At 60.5% G+C, this 18,954-nt stretch carries 14 protein-coding genes; 11 read left to right on the top strand and 3 right to left on the bottom strand.

The features are described 5' to 3' along the window. Window positions 1–120: 120 nt before the first annotated feature. From map to V6M87_RS13025, 3 genes are read left to right on the top strand one after another with little or no spacing between them, the layout of a single operon-like run. Window positions 121–960, top strand: a complete 840-nt coding sequence (map, locus tag V6M87_RS13035; protein WP_332877059.1) for a type I methionyl aminopeptidase — start codon at window positions 121–123, stop codon at window positions 958–960. A 1-nt stretch (window position 961) separates the two neighbouring features. After that, a complete protein-coding gene (locus V6M87_RS13030; RefSeq protein ID WP_332877058.1) occupies window positions 962–3,538 on the top strand; it encodes a [protein-PII] uridylyltransferase in 2,577 nt (858 codons plus the stop codon). Between the two features lie 9 nt (window positions 3,539–3,547). Continuing rightward, window positions 3,548–4,306 carry a pseudouridine synthase gene (locus V6M87_RS13025; RefSeq protein ID WP_332877057.1) on the top strand — a complete coding sequence of 253 codons (759 nt, stop codon included), beginning with the start codon at window positions 3,548–3,550 and terminating at the stop codon, window positions 4,304–4,306. A 15-nt stretch (window positions 4,307–4,321) separates the two neighbouring features. On the opposite strand, the gene V6M87_RS13020 is transcribed toward V6M87_RS13025, so the two are convergent. Next, the gene (locus V6M87_RS13020; RefSeq protein ID WP_332877056.1) at window positions 4,322–4,681 is read right to left on the bottom strand and encodes a DUF1428 domain-containing protein; all 360 of its coding nucleotides are present in this window, start codon (window positions 4,679–4,681) and stop codon (window positions 4,322–4,324) included. Window positions 4,682–4,880: 199 nt separating this feature from the next. On the opposite strand from V6M87_RS13020, the gene V6M87_RS13015 reads away from it, so the two are divergent. Beyond that, window positions 4,881–6,413 (top strand): peptide MFS transporter, encoded by a 1,533-nt coding sequence (locus tag V6M87_RS13015; protein WP_332877055.1) that lies wholly within the window; start codon window positions 4,881–4,883, stop codon window positions 6,411–6,413. A 124-nt stretch (window positions 6,414–6,537) separates the two neighbouring features. Here the strand turns inward: V6M87_RS13015 and V6M87_RS13010 are convergent, their stop codons facing one another. Further along, window positions 6,538–7,326: a hypothetical protein gene (locus V6M87_RS13010; RefSeq protein WP_332877054.1), complete on the bottom strand. Its 789-nt coding sequence runs from the start codon at window positions 7,324–7,326 to the stop codon at window positions 6,538–6,540. Window positions 7,327–7,553: 227 nt separating this feature from the next. On the opposite strand from V6M87_RS13010, the gene V6M87_RS13005 reads away from it, so the two are divergent. The 7 genes from V6M87_RS13005 (at window position 7,554) to V6M87_RS12975 (ending at window position 17,526) form a co-directional block, all read left to right on the top strand. After that, on the top strand, window positions 7,554–10,307 hold the full coding sequence (locus tag V6M87_RS13005) for a type VI secretion system Vgr family protein (protein WP_332877053.1): 2,754 nt from the start codon (window positions 7,554–7,556) through the stop codon (window positions 10,305–10,307). A 26-nt stretch (window positions 10,308–10,333) separates the two neighbouring features. Continuing rightward, window positions 10,334–12,367 (top strand): phospholipase D-like domain-containing protein, encoded by a 2,034-nt coding sequence (locus V6M87_RS13000; protein WP_332877052.1) that lies wholly within the window; start codon window positions 10,334–10,336, stop codon window positions 12,365–12,367. A gap of 86 nt (window positions 12,368–12,453) precedes the next feature. Then, window positions 12,454–13,989: a tetratricopeptide repeat protein gene (locus tag V6M87_RS12995; RefSeq protein WP_332877051.1), complete on the top strand. Its 1,536-nt coding sequence runs from the start codon at window positions 12,454–12,456 to the stop codon at window positions 13,987–13,989. 20 nt (window positions 13,990–14,009) lie between these two features. Then, the gene (locus V6M87_RS12990; RefSeq protein ID WP_332877050.1) at window positions 14,010–14,207 is read left to right on the top strand and encodes a hypothetical protein; all 198 of its coding nucleotides are present in this window, start codon (window positions 14,010–14,012) and stop codon (window positions 14,205–14,207) included. A gap of 132 nt (window positions 14,208–14,339) precedes the next feature. Beyond that, window positions 14,340–15,875 (top strand): tetratricopeptide repeat protein, encoded by a 1,536-nt coding sequence (locus V6M87_RS12985; RefSeq protein WP_332877049.1) that lies wholly within the window; start codon window positions 14,340–14,342, stop codon window positions 15,873–15,875. An 84-nt stretch (window positions 15,876–15,959) separates the two neighbouring features. Next, entirely contained in the window at window positions 15,960–16,214 is a 255-nt protein-coding gene (locus V6M87_RS12980) for a PAAR domain-containing protein (RefSeq protein ID WP_332877048.1), read from the top strand. A 124-nt stretch (window positions 16,215–16,338) separates the two neighbouring features. Further along, window positions 16,339–17,526, top strand: a complete 1,188-nt coding sequence (locus V6M87_RS12975) for a pyridoxal phosphate-dependent aminotransferase (protein WP_332877047.1) — start codon at window positions 16,339–16,341, stop codon at window positions 17,524–17,526. Here the strand turns inward: V6M87_RS12975 and V6M87_RS12970 are convergent. Then, entirely contained in the window at window positions 17,519–18,883 is a 1,365-nt protein-coding gene (locus tag V6M87_RS12970) for an ATP-binding protein (protein ID WP_332877046.1), read from the bottom strand. The genes V6M87_RS12975 and V6M87_RS12970 overlap by 8 nt on opposite strands. Window positions 18,884–18,954: the final 71 nt, after the last annotated feature.

Genomic DNA, 18,954 nt, shown 5'->3' with positions numbered 1-18,954 from the left:
GCTGGTTTTGCCAGATATTTCAAGTGGCGCTGTCCCGGATCATCATCCTTTATAATGGCGCCATATATGCAAGGCCCGCGCAAGCCCTGGCCTGCCTCCCCGAACTAACCGATCGCTCCCATGTCCAACATCTCCATCAAAACCCCAGAAGACATCGCCGGCATGCGCATTGCCGGCCGCCTGGGCGCCGAAGTGCTCGACTACATCACGCCCTTCGTGAAACCCGGCGTCACCACCGGCGAACTCGACCGTCTGTGCCACGAATACATGCTTAATGTGCAAGGCACCATCCCGGCCCCGCTGAACTATTGCCCGCCCGGCTACACGCCCTACCCGAAAGCCATCTGCACCTCGGTCAACGACGTCATTTGCCACGGCATTCCAGGCGACAAGGTCCTGAAAAACGGCGACGTGGTCAACCTCGACATCACCGTCATCACCAAGGACGGCTACCATGGCGACAACAGCCGCATGTTTTTTATCGGCGAGCCGTCGATTCTTGCCAAACGGCTGGCCGAAGTCACCTATGAATGCATGTGGCTGGGCATCGCCAAAGTAAAACCGGGCGCGCATTTGGGCGATATCGGTCACGTGATCCAGCAGCACGCCGAAAAAGCCGGCTACAGCGTGGTGCGCGAATTCTGCGGCCATGGCATCGGCACGGTGTTCCACGAAGAGCCGCAAGTGCTGCACTACGGCAAACCGGGCACGCTGGAAGAACTGAAAGCCGGCATGATTTTCACGATCGAGCCGATGATCAACGCCGGCCGCCGCGAAATTCGCGCCATGCCGGACGGCTGGACCATCAAAACCAAGGACCGCAGCCTGTCGGCCCAGTGGGAACACATGATCCTGGTCACCGAGACCGGCTTCGAAGTGCTGACCACGTCGGCCGGGACCCCGCCACCACCGGCCATCGTGGCCCAACTGCTGGCCCAGGCCGATTCCGTACCGGCCTGACATGCTAGTTGCCGCCCTCGCCGACCGCGCCCAGTTACGCCAACGTCTGAAAACCGAACGGCAAGCCGCGATTGCCGAATTCCGCGCGCACGGCAAGCCGGAAAAGCTGCTGCGCGCCTTGCGCCACGTCGTGGACGGCGTACTCACGACTGCCTGGCGCCAGGCCGGGCTACCGGCCAACACGGCACTGGTCGGCGTGGGCGGCTATGGACGCGGGGAACTGTTTCCCGCCTCCGATGTCGACTTGCTGATCCTGCTGGGCAAGCCGGCCGACGCTGCGCTGCAAGGCCAGCTCGAGCAGCTGGTGCAATTGCTGTGGGACCTGGGCCTGGAAATTGGCCACTCAATCCGCACCGTCGAGGAGTGCATGAGTGAGTCCGCGGCCGACATCACCGTGCAGACCAGCTTGCTGGAAGCGCGCCTGGTCGACGGCGACGCGGCCCTGTTCGCCCAGCTGCAAAGGCGCTACCGCGACGCGATGGACCCGCAAGCGTTCTTCCAGGCCAAGACCGCCGAGATGCGCCTGCGCCACGTGAAATACGAAGACACGGCCTTCTCGCTGGAACCGAATACCAAGGAAAGCCCGGGTGGCCTGCGCGATTTGCAGGTGATCCTGTGGGTGGCCAAGGCGGCCGGCCTGGCCGATTCGTGGAGCCAGCTGGCCACGCGCGGGCTGATCACACGCACCGAAGCGCGCCAGCTGATGGAAAAGGAAAGCGCCTTCAAGGACATCCGCATCCGCCTGCACCTGCACACCAACCGGCGCGAAGACCGGCTGGTGTTCGACGTGCAGACGGCCATTGCCGAGACCTTCGGCCTGGTGGCCTCGGGTACCGGCCCGGAAGCGCGTCGCGCCAGCGAACTGCTGATGCAACGCTACTACTGGGCTGCCAAGACGGTCACGCAACTGAACACCATCTTGCTGCAGAACATCGAAGCGCAACTGTTTCCGCAGCCGCGCGTGGCCACGCCGATCAACGAGCGCTTCAACAATGTGCACGGCCTGATCGACGTCAAGAACGACAACACCTTCGAATACAAGCCGTCGGCAATTCTCGAAATTTTTGTGCTCATGACGCAGCACCCGGAGATCACCGGCATGACGGCGCGCACCATGCGCGCGCTGTGGCACGCGCGCACGCGCATCGACGCCAAATTCCGTGTCGACCCGGTCAACCGCGCCAATTTCCTGGCGATATTGCAGGCGCCGACCGGCCTGGTGCACGCGCTGCGGCGCATGAACGACATGGGCGTGCTGGGGCGCTACCTGCCGAACTTCCGCCGCATCATTGGCCAGATGCAGCACGACCTGTTTCACGTGTACACGGTCGACCAGCACATCATGATGGTGGTGCGCAACATGCGCCGTTTCACGATGACCGAACACGCGCACGAATACCCGTTCTGCAGCCAGCTCATTGCCAACTTCCGCGACCGCTGGCTGCTGTACGTGGCCGCGCTGTTTCATGATATTGCCAAGGGCCGTGGCGGCGACCATTCGCAACTGGGCGTGGCCGATGCGCGCGAATTTTGCGTCGACCACGGCATGCGCGCGGAAGACACCGAACTGGTCTGTTTCCTGGTCGAGCAGCATCTGACCATGTCGACGGTGGCGCAAAAGCAGGATTTATCCGACCCGGACGTCATCGCCGCGTTCTCGAACGTGGTCAAGGACGAGCGCCATCTGACGGCGCTGTATCTGCTGACGGTGGCCGACATCCGCGGCACCAGCCCGAAGGTGTGGAATGGCTGGAAAGCCAAGCTGCTGGAAGACCTGTACCGCATGAGTCTGCGCGTGCTCGGCGGTGAACCGCACTCTGCCGACCGCGAACTGCGCGCGCGCCAGCAGGAAGCGCTGGCCACCTTGCGCCTGTTCGGCCTGCCGGCAAATGCGCATGAGCAATTCTGGTCGCAACTCGACGTCGCTTATTTCCTGCGCCACGACGCCTCCGACATCGCCTGGCAAACCCGTTCGCTGTACGACAAGTTAGAGAGCGACAAGCCGGTGGTGAAATGCCGCCTGGCGCCGATTGGCGCCGGCCTGCAGGTGGCTGTCTACACGCGCGACCAGAGCGACCTGTTCGCGCGCATCTGCAGCTATTTCGACCGCAAGAATTTCAGCATCCTCGATGCCAAGATCCACACCACCAAGGGCGGCTACGCGCTCGACACCTTCGTCGTGACCGAGCAAAACTTCGCCAGCAATTACCGCGACATCATCAGCCTGATCGAGCACGAACTGACGGCCGTGCTGACCAGCCAGGACGCGCTGCCGGCGCCGTCGCGCGGGCGCCTGTCGCGCCTGGGACGCTCGTTCCCGATCACGCCGACGGTCGACCTGCGCCCGGACGAGCGCGGCCAGTTTCACTTGTTGTCGATCGCCGCGCACGACCGCGCCGGCCTGCTGTACGCGATTGCCAGCGTGCTGGCGCGCTACCGCATCAACCTGCACACGGCCAAGGTGATGACCCTGGGCGAACGCGTGGAAGACGTGTTCCTGGTCGACGGCGCCGTCCTGAACAATGCACGCAAGCAGGTGCAGCTGGAAACCGATTTATTAGAAGCACTTAAAGCATAAAGAACAACCATGACCACCGAATCGAACGAACCCCTGCGCCTGTCCAAACGGATGTCTGAACTGGGCCTGTGCTCGCGCCGCGAAGCCGACGAATGGATTGCCCGCGGCTGGGTCCGGGTTGATGGCAACGTCATCTCCGAACTGGGCACCAAGATCCTGCCGTCGCAGCGCGTGACCGTGGAGCGCCAGGCCGCGGCCGAACAATCGAAGCGCGTTACAGTACTGATCAACAAGCCGATGGGTTACGTCAGCGGCCAGGCCGAGGATGGCTACACCCCGGCGGTGGCCTTGATCAAACCGGAAAACCGCTGGCCGGACGATCCGTCGCCGGAGCAATTCCACCCCACCCAGCTGCGCAGCCTGGTGCCGGCCGGCCGGCTGGATATCGATTCGGTCGGCCTCTTGATCCTGACCCAGGATGGCCGCGTGGCCAAGCACCTGATCGGCGAAACCACGTCAGTCGACAAGGAATACCTGGTGCGCGTGCAATACACCAAGGGCGAAAAACTCCCGGAGACCGAGTTGCGCAAGCTGAACCACGGCCTGTGGATGGACGGCAAGGCCCTGCTCCCGGCCAAGGTGCGCTGGCAAAATGAAGACCAGCTGAGTTTCACCTTGCGCGAAGGAAAGAAGCGCCAGATCCGCCGCATGTGCGATATGGTTGGGCTGAAAGTACTGGGCCTGAAACGCGTGCGAATCGGCAAGGTCAAGCTGGGCGATTTGCCAGTTGGACAGTGGCGCTATCTGCTGCCGGACGAACAATTTTGATGTAAGCGAGAATGCTTACATCTCGACGATCATGTCGAAGCCGCCGTAAATCATGCGCTTGCCGTCGAACGGCAGCGTTTCGGGGTCCATCATGCTGGCCAGGCGCGGGTCTTTCATCACTTTTTCGGTGATTGCGTCGCGCTCGGCGCGCGAGGCGTAGGTGATCCAGGAAAACACGCAAACTTCCCCTTCTTCCAGCTTGACCGCCTGCGGGAACGAGGTCAGCTTGCCGGGCTCGACGTCGTCCTCCACGCACTCGACAAACGACAGCGCGCCATGCTCGCGCCAGACCGTGCCGCCCAGGCGCGACAGTTCTTTATAGGCATCCAGTTTGTCGCGCCGTACCGCCACCACGAAGCCATCCACGTAAGCCATGTCGTTCTCCTTGTTTTGCGCTTGTGTTTACAAGATTAAAACTACAACAGACTGCACGGAAAAACAATCGAAAAAGCGCGCTGAAACATGCGAGAAACAATCGCGCACCCCGGGACAAAAAGGGCATGCAACGCGATTGCATGTTGCTGGCCCAGCGGGTAGGATCCATGCCTTGCCGCTATGCCACGAGCATATTGACGTGGCACGCCATCCATACCAGGGAGAGATTTTGAAAACGGAAACAATACCAGCCGTCACGCAAACGCGCTCGTTCACCACGGTCGCACTGATCGAACTGTGGGAACGCTTCGGCTACTACGGCATGCAGGCGCTGATCATTTATTTCATGGTCGAGCGACTCGGCTTCGAAGACAGCCGCGCCAACCTGGTGTGGGGCGCCGCCGCTGCACTGATCTATGTGGCGCCCGCCATCGGCGGCTGGATCGGCGACAAGGTGCTCGGCACCAAGCGCTGCATGTACTTGGGCGCGATGATCCTCAGCGTCGGCTACGCGCTGATGGCGGTGCCGACCGACAGCACCTGGTTTTTGTTTTCGTCGCTGGGCGTGATCGTGGTCGGAAATGGCCTGTTCAAGCCGAACACCGCCAACCTGGTCCGTAAAATCTACGAAGGCGACGATTCAAAAATCGACAGCGCCTTCACCATCTATTACATGGCGGTCAACGTCGGCTCGACCGTTTCGATGCTGGCCACGCCGTGGATCAAGGATTACGTGAACGCCACCTACGGCGACGGCCTCGGCTGGCACGCGGCATTTGCGGTCTGTTCCGTCGGCCTCGTGCTCGGCTTGCTGAACCTGATGCTCATGCGCAAGACCATCGACCACATCGGTTCCCTGCCCGACCAGTTGCCGCTGAACGTCGGCAAACTGGCGATGGTGCTGGCCGGTGGCCTGTTGGCCATCGCGCTGTCGGCCGTGATCCTGCAATACCAGGCGCTGGCCAAAGCATTCGTTTATCTGGCCGGCGTCGTCGTGCTGGGCATCTTCGCTTACCTGATCAAGATGAGCGAACCGAGCGAACGCGCCGGCCTGACCGCGGCGCTGGTCCTGACGCTCCAGACCGTGTTCTTCTTCATTTTTTACCAGCAGATGTCGACCTCGCTGTCACTCTTCGCGCTGCGCAATGTCGACCTCAACTTCAACTTGATGGGCACCCACCTGTTCACCTGGTCGCCGGCCCAGTTCCAGGCACTCAACGCGATCTGGATCATGGTCCTGTCGCCGGTGCTGGCCTGGACCTACACGGTGGCCGGACGCGCCGGGCGCGACCTGTCGATCGCCGCCAAGTTTGCCGTGGGCTTTGCGGTCGTCGCGGCCGGCTTCTTCGCGTATGGCGCGGCCGGCAGCTTTGCCGTCAACGGCTTGACCTCGTCGTGGATCATGATTGCCGGCTACGGCCTGTATTCGCTGGGCGAACTGCTGGTGTCAGGCCTGGGCCTGGCGATGATCGCGCGCTACGTGCCGGCGCGCATGGGCGGCTTCATGATGGGCGCCTACTTCGTTGCAGTTGGCATTTCGCAGTACCTGGGCGGGGTGGTGGCGAACCTGGCCAGCATTCCGAGAGACCTGACCGACCCGCTACTGACCTTGCCGATCTACACCAGCCTGTTCAACAAGCTGGGCATTGCCGCCATCGTCTGCACCTTCATCGCGCTGGCTGCCTTGCCGCTGATGCGCCGCCTGACTGCGACCCACCATTCGCACCAGTAATTTTTAGACGGGAAACCGGGGCCGGCGCTGACACCGCCGGCTTTTTTTTGAGCGTGTCATGCCAGCGCACCAACCCGGTATGGCTTCGGCGCAGGAACATCGCCAGACAGGCGATCCGCGTGGATCAATGTTGGCGCTCGGATCGAAGCACCTGATCCAACCAGCTTGCCACCGTCGTTGCGCCGCGATCGGTCTTGCCATGCATCAGAACATGGCCAGTGAATTGTCCGTGACGCTTGCAGGCGAAGATCAGCTCGAGTATCCAGCCTTCCGCCTCTTTACCAATGCTGCCTTTTCCCATCGTTGGCCGAGGCGTAAAGAAACAGAACACACCGTCGAAAACGTGGCCGGGATGGGTTGACCCCGGCAACTTCAGATGTTCGCTTGCTACCGAACGAAAGTGCAGGTATTGCGCGGGATAGGGCAAAACGACCATGCTCATTGGTACGTTCAAATCGACATCGGAATGGATCAGCAAGGCTTCAAGGGAAGGCGTGGGCTGAATGACCGTTCCTTTGCTCAGGTGATATTTCAGGTTGCTGCTGATCGTGCTGGCGAGCATTTGCTGCTCGGCCAGCACGGTCCCTGGCGCCGCTTCCGGAAAGTATGACGGCAAATCCATTGCATCAAACTGGCGCATGAGCTCGTCGCCAATGTCCTGCGACGACGTTTGCGATGCTGACCAACTGGTCGAGATATCGGTATCTGCCAGCGCATTGCGCCACGCATCGAACGCCCCCTGGCTAGTGAACTGGCACGGATATGGTTTGTCGCGAAGCGTTTCAATGTGGCTGCAGTCGATCGCATGACCGATGTCGATGGCATCGTGAGCGCCTGGAATGCCATGCGCTACCACCGAACTGGTCGCAGCAGCGCTGCGTGCAGCGCCATTTCCAGGACCTTGCTTGCCCATGGCTCCCTGCCTTCGCGTCGTGATGTGTGGAGAAAATTTGTAAACGAACTTTAGATACGCGGCTCGTCATTCGTTTGCGCTACATCAAGCTTCAAGAGCCGCTGTTGTTATTTCCGCGAACAAATTCGCGATTGATCGAGATCAAGCATTTGGCCAGCACTGCGCGTTACCTTCATTGCTGCGCACGGTTCCCTTGCGTTAACACAGGCCATGCGGCCGGGGAGGCTATGTTGAAAAATATCCAGGCCATCGCGGCCGGTGCAGCGCGCACCGCATTCGGCGCCGACGCCCAACACAACCGGCTGCTACGCCTCGATTTCCCATTCAGGAATGGTCCGCCTGACGCGCTGCTTGCCAACCGCATTCTCGCGCACGAAGAATTGTCACGTGGCTTTCGCTTCGAGGTCGAAGTCCTGTCCAAGGAGGCGCACATCCCCCTGAAAATGCTGATGGGCCGGATGGTCGTCATCTCCCTGGTCCGCTCGGATGGGTCGTTGCGCTATTTCAACGGCTACGTCACAGAATTTCGCTTTGTGCGCACCGACGGCGGCTTCGCGTTCTACGAGATGATCCTCGAACCATGGATGGCGTTCACCCGGCTGCGGATAAATAACGTGTCCTTCCACGGCAAAAGCGTGCGCGAGATTACGGAGGAAACGCTGAAGCATTTCCGCCAGGCCGACTGGCACATGCACATCTTTGAAAGCGATCCCCGCCTGACGGTCGCCAACCAGCACAATGAAACCGACTTCAACCACCTGCACCGCCGCTGGGAAGCGCTCGGGCTGCACTACTGGTACGAACACCGTTTCGATGGCCACACCTTGATGCTGTCGGACTCGAGCCTGCTGGCGGAACCCATCGATGCGACCCGCTACGACGACGCGGAGGTGATCCCCTTTCGCGCAGAGAGTGGCGCGAACGAGGATGACGGTATTCACGCCTGGTCGGCCGTGCGCCAGCTCGGTTCCGGGACCACGACGCTGGCCAGCTTCGACTATAAAAACCCCACCACCCAGCGCGCCAGCTGGGAGTCCGGCAACGAGCAAGGCGATTTCTACCCCTACGAAGTCTACGAAAACATGGGCGAATATGGCTTTCGCCTGCCCAGCCAGGGTGAACAGCTGGCGCAGAAACGCATGGTGGAGCTGGACAAGGCGACACAGTATTTCGAGGCTGCCGGCAACGATCGCACGGTGCAGCCCGGCCGCGTTTTTAAACTCGGCGGCCATTTCAGCGCCGAGCCACGCTCGATGGAATACGATCCCGAACCGCGTGCCAGCATCGGCAGGCGCGAATACCTGATTCTCGATGCGCGGCACGAGGCCAGCAACAATTACCAGGCAGGACCCGGCGCGCCGTCGCACTACAAAAATACGTTCACCTGCGTTCGCAGCAGGATACGCTGGCGCCCCGGTCGCGGCTACAACAGCAAAGCCTGCGTCAATCCTGGCCTGCAGACGGCAATTGTCGTCGGGCCTGCTGGCAGCGAAATTCATACGGACAGTTACGGCCGGGTCAAGATCCAGATGCACTGGGATCGGATGGGGCAGTATGACGAAAACAGTTCGCCGTGGATTCGTGTGATGGCGCCGGCGGCTGGACATCAGTTCGGCCAGATTCGCTTGCCGCGGGTGGGCGAGGAAGTCACTGTTGTCTACCCGGATGGAAATATCGATCACCCCTTGATACTGGGTGCGGTCTACAACGGCCTGCACATGCCGCCGTGGGCGCTGCCGGCGCAGGCGCCGCTGGCAGGTTTGCGCAGCCGGGAAATGGGCGGCGGGACGCGTGGAAATCACCTCATTCTGGACGATACGCAAGGAAAAATTCAGGCCCAGCTGAAAAGCGATCATCAGTGCAGCCAGTTGTCGCTGGGGCATATCACGCGCATTGAGGATAACGCCGGGCGCAAGGATGCGCGCGGCGAAGGTTTTGAATTGCGCACCGACGGCCACGGGGTGGCGCGCGCCGCCAAGGGTATGCTGATCACGACCGAGGCGAGGCAGACAGCGAGCGGACCGATCAAGGACATGGCAGAGTCCATCCGGCGCCTAGATGCGGCACATACGCTGCACGATGCCCAGGCCACTGCCGCACTACAGGGCCTGGCGCAGGAAACCGGCCAGCAACATACCGTGGCCGATGTCCTCAAGGCGCAGTACAACGCGGTGCGCGGCAGCGGCAACGAGTTCCCCGAGCTGGCACAAGCGCACCTGGTCCTCGCCAGTCCGGCTGGCATCGAGACCACCACAGCACAATCGACCCACATCGCCAGCGACGAGCACACTGCGCTGACGACCGGGCGCAACCTGTCGATCGCTGCCGGCGACAGCGTGTTTGCCAGCATCAAGCAGACCTTTCGGCTGTTCGTACACAAAGCCGGCATGAGACTCGTTGCGGCCGCCGGCAAAATCACGGTGCAAGCCCACGACGACGACATCCAGATCATTGCCAACAAGGTGCTGTCGCTGATCAGTCAAACCGACTGGATCGACTTGCGCGGCAAAAAAGGGGTACGGCTGCATGGTGCAGATTGCATGCTCGAAATCAGCGACCTGGTGCAGTTCTTCACCTCCAGGCCAGTTCTGTTTCATGGAAACCTCGAAACGCTGGCGCCCAAGAACAAGCCGCAGCCGGCGCCACCGGCGCCAAACAAAGTCGAAGAGAAAAATCAACTTGCATTCACGCTGCAGGCCAATCCGGACGACGGACGGCCATTCGCACATGTGCCCTACATCGTGTTCAAAAATGGCAGTCCGCATGGCGAGGGAATAACCGACGACCTCGGTGGGCTGACAATCGATCATCAACCCGGCACGCCGGCGTACACCGTCGAATTGGCGAACGGCGAAAAGTTCGACCTGAAGGCCTGGCCCAACTTCGACCCTGCCAACAAGGCGCTGCATCAGGAGCAGACCCTGTCCAACCAGGGTGAGCGCGCATTCGACGGCTCGCCGGAAGGCCGCATTTACACATAACGCCAACAACTTGTTAAAGGGCTTGTATGGGTACCGATTCGTACTTGCGCACGGAAACCGTCCACATCGATGAAGTGCGTTGCGCCGCCACCGGCCGGGTGCAGTGGTTCGCCGAAAACAAAAACCAGAAAGGCAGCGCTTCCCATCCCATCACACATAACAACAGCCTGACCATGTATATCTGCGGGCAGGCAGGCTTTTCCGCAATCGCCAAAGATATTCAGGACGCCAGCGAAAGCATTGACCTTGTGCTCTGGGGTTTCGATCCCGGCATGGAATTGAATCGAAACGGCAGTGTGTGGCCTCGTTCGGATACCTATGGCGACCTGCTGATTGCCGCTGCAAGACGGGGCGTGAAAGTGCGCCTCCTGTGCTGGTACAGCTATAGCGGCGGCAAGGTACAAAAGAACATGCCTGGCTACACCCATGGAACAAACCCGTGGCGCGGCCCCGGTAGCGAAGTGGACGCGAGCCAAATTCATGCACACCGCAGCATCGACATGCTGCGGGAACACGCGCGCGAGCGGCGCCACAAGAAAGAATGGAATCTTGCCGGTGAAAAAATAATCGCCATGGCGCGCGAGGAATATTGCCATAGCTGGTTTTACTACGCGTTCAAAGGCTGGCTGCGTGGCATTGAAATTCGCACGCGCGGTGGCGATCCCGCGGAGATTCAGAAGACACTGGGGCATGAAAAGCAGGCACCCGCCATCGTCGAGCATGCCGGTATGGTGTTTGCGGGTACGCACCATCAAAAGCCGGTCCTGATCGATTTCGCCTACGAAGGCGGCAGCAAAGCGGTGGGCTACGTCATGGGTCTCAATTCGGTCACCAACTACTGGGACACGGCCTCGCATTGTGTCGAAGATTCTCTGCGGGAGGATGGCGGCGCCCTCACGACAGGAGAACAAACCCAGGGCGTAGACGGGAGGTTCGACTTCGCGTCCATGAAGCCTTATCGCGACTACGCCTGCCGCATCGACGGCGGCCAGGCGCTCATTCCTCTTCACGAAAATTTCGAGCGCGCCTGGCAACGTGCGGGAGGCGCAGCATCCGGTGCTTTGTTTTCCTGCACATCGCCGCCGCCCGCTTTGCTCAGGAAAGCCGACAACAGTCATTCGTCCGTGCAGATCGTCAGAACCCAGCCGGAAGAAAACGACGTGACGATCAAGGATATCTACTTCAATGCAACGCGGGTGGCCGCGGCCGGCACTGGCTATCTCTACATCGAGAACCAGTATTTTCAGTACAAGGAATGGGCTGACCACTTGCTGGCCGTGCGCAAGAAGGTGATCGCCGGCTGGAACCGCAACTGCGCAAAAATCGGCAAAACCAGGGAAGACTTGCCGATGCTGTACGTGTTCATCGTCATTCCGGTGCCAGAAATGGCGCCGATGATACCGCGCACTTACGACACCCTTGCAACCCTGGGCCAACAGGCTGGATTGAAAGGTCAGGTTGCGCTGATCGATCAGGCCAACAAGGAAGCCGCGTTGAAGGCCCGTCTCGCCAGACAATCGTCGTTTGGTGATGCTGTCGACAGGCGCGCGAATGCGCCCGTGGTTGCGCCTGTCGTTGAAGATGCGAACAAAATTGACAAGCCGACGATTGAAGAACTTGAAAAAACGTACGGACTGCAACTGTGTGTCGCGGTTCTGAATTCCGGCGAATTCGACCAGGCATCGCGCCAATGGCGCTATCGTGAAATTTATATTCATTCCAAATTAATGCTGGTTGACGACAGCTTTTTTACGCTGGGCAGCGCCAATCTGAACCAGCGCAGCATGGTCGTCGACAGCGAAATCAACATCGCCACCAACGATCCTCGACAGGCGGGGCCGTTGAGAAAGGCTATCTGGTGGCAGCTCACCGGCGGCAAACATGACGGGGGGAACTGTTCTACGCTGGAAATAAAGGATACCCAGCGCAACTGGATTCAGCTGATGGATGACAACAAGAAAGCGCAAAAATCGAAATCGAAAGAGCCGCTACAGAAATTAATGAGTGGATTTATCGTCCCATTGGACGACGCCCGCAGCTCAGTACTGCGACTAGGATAAATATGTTTCGTTTGCCAAGCACCGCACCAAAGAATTGGTGCAATTCCTTCGCTATATCCATCTCATTTTTCATATCAGGGTGCAAAATGGACGCGACTCAACTTCCTCCCCATCTCCAGGCACTGCCTGATTTTAATCCGCATGTTGCATCGTTCACCTGTCAATTTGAAGCGCTGAAGACACCGCCGATTGATGCCCAGGCGAATGACTGGTTTCTGGAAGCGCGCGCGCTTGAAGATCCGTTGGTTTACGATGACGACCTCGATTACAAAAAGGTCGTCCGGTTAACCCGCCAGGCGGCAGACCGTCATCACTGGAAGGCAATGCTCAATCTGGCCAGCCTCTACGTCGAGGGACGTGATCCACCGAACGGGACTAAGGAAGCGGTGACATTGGTGTCGCAAGCCATGGACCTTGGCATTCCGGCTGCATACGACAGAATGGGAACTTACCAGCTGAACGGGACGGGTGTATTCGGTGGTTCCGGCGATGCATATGCACTCTTTCAACGAGCGGCAGAGATGGGCAATGCTCATTCGATGGCGTTTTTGGGTGAAAAGATCGACGCAGGTGCGGACGGTTTGAAAGAAGGCTACTGGGGGAACATACCTGTGGCAATCAAAATGTTTGAATGTGCGCTTGCGCAGGGGTTTGGGCCTGGCGCAGATGAACTTCAATATATGTACAACGTCCCAAGAGATTCGAAGGGAGACGAAACAGGCATGGCCACTCCCGAGACACTAGCTCGAGTAATGCGCGCAATGCACGAGGGAGTTAAAAGCGGCAGCAAGATGTCAGCAATCAGTTTGTTTGTCGAGTTTGGCAACCCGAACCACGCGCCCCAATATGTCTACGTTCCATTCCTGGATAAAGCACGCAGTGAACGCTACGCCATGCTTGCCGACGCCCTCAGCTTCAACCCCGACCGCCGCTTTCCGAATCTCGACAGAATCCTCCCCTTGCCGCCTGCGCCGTTGCCGCCATGGGACGGAACGCGCGACAGTCTCCTGGCCGCAGCCATGGCGGTCACACCAAAGCCCATCGTGCCGGCGCCCACCGAAGCGTCAACGCGAAAAGGTCGGTACTTTCTTGAGGCTGCCTACACTTTCTTGCCAACCAAGGAAACGAGCAATGGCCCGACGGCGCCCGTCGCAAGCTTCTGGCAACCCACCGCGACTACAGGAAGCGCGGAACTGCGCGCATTCCTGGGCACCATCCATCCGGGCCTGTACCAGAAAGGTGAAGCATTTGAAGCGCTGCGGTATCCGGGCGGCATCACAAAAGACGATATTTCCCGCGTGGTCTGGCAACGACTCCTCACTGTGCACAACAACGATGGCGCAGCAGAGCCGCGCGCGGTGCGCACGCTGGCACGCCAGGTGGAACGCCCGCACCCGCCCATGGTCTGCGACGACCACGCCGTCTGCCCGATAACCGGCACCTGGCAACCGTGGCTACCGCCAGGACACCCGCTCGAACAGACGGTCAATCAACCGTGGCGGCAACGATGGCTGCGCGCTGACCAGCCCTTCCCAAATGTGAAGCAGGATTGGATGCTGCCATTGCAGATTGGCGAGCTGAAGTGGCATTTGATCGAGGCAGAAGCGCCAAAACGGAACTAATCAAGGGGGCTTTGAAACTTATGCGTACCGATTCGTCCTTGCGCACGGAAACCGTCCATATTGATGAAGTGCGTTGCGCCGCCACCGGTTGGGTGCAATGTTCGCCGAAAACAAGAACCGGCACGGCAGCCCAACTGGATTCAATTGATGGAGGACAACAAAAAAGCACAAAAATCGCAGTCGACCGACCAGCAAAAGAAGTCAAGGCGTCGTTTTAACGTCCCACTGGACGACTCCCCCAGCTCAGTACTTCGGCTTGGATAAACATGTGTCCTTTATCAGGAATCGCACCGAAGAATTGGATCCATTCCTTCGCTATTTCCATTTCGTTTTTCATTTCAGGGTGCAAAATGGACGCGACTCAATTTCCGCCCAATCTCCAGGCACTGCCTGATTTCAATCCGCATGTTGCATCGTTCACCTGTCAAATTGAAGCGCTGAAGACGCCGCCGATTGATGCCCAGGCGAATGACTGGTTTCTGGAAGCGCGCGCCCTGGAAGATCCGTTGGTTTACGATGACGACCTCGATTACAAAAAAGTCGTCCGGTTAACCCGTCAGGCGGCAGACCGTCATCACTGGAAGGCCATGCTCAATCTGGCCAGCCTCTACGTCGAAGGACGTGATCCACCGAACGGCACGAAGGAAGCGGTGACATTGGTGTCGCAAGCCATGGACCTTGGCATTCCGGCGGCATACGACAGAATGGGAACTTACCAGTTGAACGGGACGGGTATATTCGGTGGTTCCGGGGATGCATATGCACTATTTCAACGAGCAGCAGAGATGGGCAATCCTCATTCGATGGCGTTTTTGGGTGAAAAGATCGACGCAGGTGCGGACGGTTTGAAAGAAGGCTACTGGGGGAACATACCTGTGGCAATCAAGATGTTTGAATGTGCGCTTGCGCAAGGGTTCGGGCCTGGCGCAGATGAACTGCAATATATGTACGACGTCCCAAGAGATGCAAAGGGAGACGAAACAGGCATGGCCACTGCAGAAACACTCGCTCGGGTAATGCAGGCAATGCACGAGGGAGTCAAGGGCGGCAGCGAGAAGTCAGCTATTAGTTTGTATGTCGAGTTTGGCCACCCGAACCACGCGCCCAAAGACGTTTACGTTCCATTTCTGGATAAAGCACGCAGTGAACGCTACGCCATGCTTGCCGACGCCCTCAGCTTCAACCCCGACCGCCGCTTTCCGAATCTCGACAGAATCCTCCCCTTGCCGCCTGCGCCGTTGCCGCCGTGGGACGGCACGCGCGACAGTCTCCTGGCCGCAGCCATGGCGGTCACGCCAAAACCCATCGTGCCTGCGCCGACCGAAGCGTCAACGCGAAAAGATCGGTACTTTCTCGAGGCTGCCTACACCTTTTTGCCGATCAAGGAAACGAGCAATGGCCCGACGGCGCCCGTCGCAAGCTTCTGGCAACCCAGCGCGACGACAGGAAGCGCGGAACTGCGCGCATTCCTGGGCACCATCCATCCGGGCCTGTACCAGAAAGGCGAAGCATTCGAAGCGCTGCGGTATCCGGGCGGCATCACAAAAGACGATATTTCCCGCGTGGTCTGGCAACGACTCCTCACGATGCACAACAACGGTGGCGCAGCAGAGCCACGTGCGGTGCGCACACTGGCACGCCAGGTGGAACGCCCGCACCCGCCCATGGTCTGCGAGGACCACGCGGCCTGCCCGATAACCGGCACCTGGCAGCCGTGGCTACCGCCTGGACACCCGCTCGAACAGACGGTCAATCAACCGTGGCGGCAACGATGGCTGCGCGCTGAGCAACCATTCCCAAATGTGAAGCAGGATTGGATGCTGCCTTTGCAGAGTGGCGAGCTGAAGTGGCATTTGATCGAGGCAGAAGCGCCCGGTCGGAAGTAAGCAGGACTGGATGTTCTGCGTTCGTCAGATGAACACTTAAATGTATCAATACGTCTGCCGACGCCAACTTGAAAGGATACCCCAATGAAGCACGAAGGACGCCAAGTGGTTCGACTAAACGACAAGACCGACCACGGCGGTACAGTCATTTCTGCCTCATCGGGCACGCGGGTGCTGGGACGTGATGCGGCACTTGCGGACGACATGACATTCTGCCCCAAATGCAAGGGCAACTACCCGATCAAGCCCGACGGTGCCGGCGCGCGGCATCAGGGACGTGCCTATGCTTACGCGAACGATTCCACGTCATGTGGCGCAAAGCTGATTAGCTCGCTCTAACCATGCCGGGCGCCGGCGGCATCGCCCGCCAGCACGATCACCCGCGATCGGCATGCGACGACGTATGCCCGTCGTCCTGCATGCTTTTTGCGTCCCGGTTAAGATACTGGCGTCCATCGCTTCCATGCCCGCCATGTCCCCACTCGACCACCTCGCCAGCCGTGTCCACGCCATCGAACCGTTTCGCGTGATGGAGGTCGTGAAAGCGGCCACCGCCCTGCGCCAGGACGGCGTCGACGTGATCAGCATGAGTGTCGGCGAGCCCGATTTCACGGCCGCGCCGCGCGTGGCGGCGGCCGCCATTGCCGCCATCGAAGCGGGCGCCACCCAGTACACCGATGCGCTCGGCCTGGCCACGCTGCGCGCCGCCATCGCCGAACACTACCTGGCCACCTGTGGCTTGACCATCGATCCGCGCCGCATCGTCGTCACGGCCGGCGCCTCGGCCGGGCTGCTGCTGGCCTGCGCGGCGCTGGTGGGGGAAGGCGACGAAGTGCTCATGCCCGACCCGTGCTACCCGTGCAACCGCCATTTCGTTACGGCCTTTGGCGGCAAGCCGGTGCTGGTCGAAGCCCATGCGCGCGACCGCTACCAACTCACCGCCGCACATATCACCGATCGCTGGAACGCCAGCACGCGCGGCGTCATCGTCGCGTCGCCATCGAACCCCACCGGCACCTCGATGACAGCTGCGCAACTGCGGGAAATGCTGGCAGCCGTGCGCGCGCAAGGCGGCTTTGCCGTGGTCGACGAGTTGTACCAGGGCCTGCACTACGAAGGCGCGCATTCATCCGCGCTGCAGGTCGATCCGGACGTCATCACGGTCAACAGTTTTTCCAAATACTTCAACATGACCGGCTGGCGCCTGGGCTGGCTGGTGGTGCCCGACCAGCTGGTGCCGACCTTCGAAAAGCTCGCGCAGAACCTGTTCATCTGCCCGTCGACCATCGCGCAGCACGCGGCGCTGGCATGCTTCCATCCAGAGTCGCTGGCCCTGTACGAAGCACGCCGGCGCGAATTCCAGCGCCGCCGCGATTACCTCGTGCCGGCCCTGCGTGAACTGGGCTTCTCGATTCCCGTCACGCCCGACGGCGCGTTTTATGTGTATGCCGATATCAGCGCCGTGAACCATCGGCTGGCGCACGACAGCACGGCCTTCTGCATGGCGGTGCTGCTTGACACCGGCGTGGCGATCGTGCCGGGCGACGATTTCGGCTTTGCGGCGCCGCAGCGCCACGTGCGCTTTTCGTACGCCACCAAATTCGAACGCATCGAAGAAGCGGTGGCGCGCCTGGGCGCGCTGCTTACTTAGTGATTGCGCGTCGACACTGGCACAGCTCGGACCCGATCACCGTCAGCAGCAGATCGGGCTGGATCGGTTTCACCAGGTACTGGTCGAAGCCCGCGTCGAGCGCGCGCGCCCGATCGTCCGCCTGGCAATAGCCCGACAGCGCAATCGCATACGGCCTGGCGCCGTCCACCGCACTGCGCAAGCTGCCCAGGACTTGATAGCCATCCAGACCGGGCAAGCCGATGTCGCAAATGACGACATCGAAATCGCCCGCCAGCGCCAGCGCCAGCCCGTCCGCGCCATTGTGGGCGGTGGCGACCGTGTGGCCCTCCAGCCTCAGCAGGTGGCACAAGGTGTCGCAGGCGTCGACATTGTCCTCGATGAGCAGCACCGCGCAAGCCGCGCCGGCACCGTTGAGCGGCGCCGGTGCCGGCAACGGCGCCACGCCGGCCTGCAGCACCGGCAACTCCACGGTGAAGGTGGTGCCACGGCCGATGCCATCGCTGTGCGCATGGACCTGGCCACCGTGCATGGTGACCAGGTTGTGGACCACGTTCAGCCCGACCCCGAGGCCGCCTTCCGAGCGCGCCAGCGAGCGCGGACCCTGCGTGAACAGATCGAAGATATGCGGCAGCACATCGGCGCCGATGCCCGTGCCATTGTCGGCAACGGTGATGGTGGCCGCTGCGCCGTCCACCGCGACGGCCAGGCGCACCGCACCCTGATCGCCCGTATATTTCGACGCATTGGCCAGCAAATTGGTGAACACCTGGGTCAGGCGTACGCCATCGGCCTCCAGTACAACGGGCCCCGGCGGCAGGTCGACCACCAGCGATTGATGGCGCTCCTCGATGCGCGGCATGACGGTTTCGATGGCTTGCGCCAGCACGTCGGCGAGGGACACCGGCGCCGGCGACAGCGTGATTTTTCCGCCGCTGATACGCGCCGCATCGAGCAAGTCGTCGAGCAGGTGCGACATGTGCTCGACCTGGCGCTTGACCACACTGGTCATCTGCAGCATTTGGGCCGATGCGTTCGGCGCCCGCGCCAGCAGTGCGCCGGCCATGCCGATCGGCGCGAGCGGGTTGCGCAGTTCGTGCGCCAGCATCGCCAGAAATTCGTTCTGGCGCAGATTGGTCGCTTCGGCCTCTTCGCGCAAGCCCTGCGCTGCGAGCGCGGCAATCACCAGGTGTTCATTCGCTTCGCGCAAGCGCGCGGCCTCCTGCGCCAGCAGTTCACGCTCGCGCATCGCCTGACGCATCTGCACCGCTTCCCGTTCGAGCAGGTCGATTCGGGCGAGCAAGCGCTGTTCGAGGGTGGAGGTCGGAGATGCGTCCGGGTGCAGAGCTGCACCACGGGCGGCGTCGTTTGTCATCATGTCGGAATTGTTCGCTGCCGTTTATCGCGATGCCATGTATGGCTGAAACTGGCGCGGTAGACCGATTGGTG

It is taken from the genome of Massilia sp. S19_KUP03_FR1 (assembly GCF_036688685.1).
Lineage (GTDB): Bacteria > Pseudomonadota > Gammaproteobacteria > Burkholderiales > Burkholderiaceae_D > JALYUM01.
The sequence above is the reverse complement of the archived record's forward strand: the minus strand, read 5'-3'. Positions and strand labels throughout refer to the sequence as shown.